Origin of the sequence: Schleiferilactobacillus perolens DSM 12744, from assembly GCF_001435585.1 — a bacterium.
GTDB classification, from domain to species: Bacteria; Bacillota; Bacilli; order Lactobacillales; family Lactobacillaceae; genus Schleiferilactobacillus; species Schleiferilactobacillus perolens.
Genome location: NZ_AZEC01000055.1, coordinates 1 through 749, shown reverse-complemented (window position 1 = coordinate 749; position 749 = coordinate 1). Strand labels below are relative to the sequence as shown.

Here is a 749-nt window from a genome sequence, read left to right as displayed (position 1 = left end):
TTATCCGGGGTGCGTTCTTCGGTACTGATTTGCTGTAACGCTTGCTCCCATTTAGCCGTCATTTCTGGACTAGTTAGCAAGGGTTCGAGTTCGACTGCTTTACATAATGTGATCCCGGCTTCACTGACGTGCAGCTTATTTTTTTCAGTGACGAGATAGCCGCGTTTCTTTAACACTTCTAGCACATTGGCCCGGGTCGCACTTGTCCCAATGCCTTGCACGTCTTTGAGAATTGCTTGGGCTTCTTCATCATCAAGCGTTTTACCGGCCGTCTTCATGGCTGTGATTAATGTCCCTTCGGTAAACGGTACTGGTGGGGTCGTTTCTTTTTGCGGCGTTTGTAGATTTGCTTTAACCTGGTCGCCCTGGTGAACGAGTGGTAAAGTGGCTGTTTCTTGCTGCTCGGTTTTGGTTTCATCAAATAAAGCTTGCCAGCCTTGCTTAGTTGGGACCTTACCGGTTGCTTTAAAATTGGCGTCGCCAACCTGAGTGATAATGGTGGTTTCTTCGTACTCGTACGGATCAGCAAACATCGCTAACGTCGTTCTTAAAACCAAGTCATAGACTTGTTGCTGTAATTTAGGTAAGGCAGCTAATTGATCTTTAGTCGGGACGATTTTAGTCATAATAATGGCATAGTGTTCTTCAACTTTTTTCCCATCAACATAGCGTTTGTTCGGAGTGGTATTGGTTAAAGCGACTGGCTTAGAGACCAAACCCAGATACTTCGTCAGATTAGCCACTAAATA

The 749-nt window shown here is 45.4% G+C and carries 1 protein-coding gene; it reads right to left on the bottom strand.

The genetic code is table 11. From position 1 onward, the window contains the following. Window positions 1-749 (bottom strand): DNA topoisomerase (locus FD09_RS15580; RefSeq protein ID WP_235812318.1); only part of this gene is annotated, 749 nt, incomplete at both ends.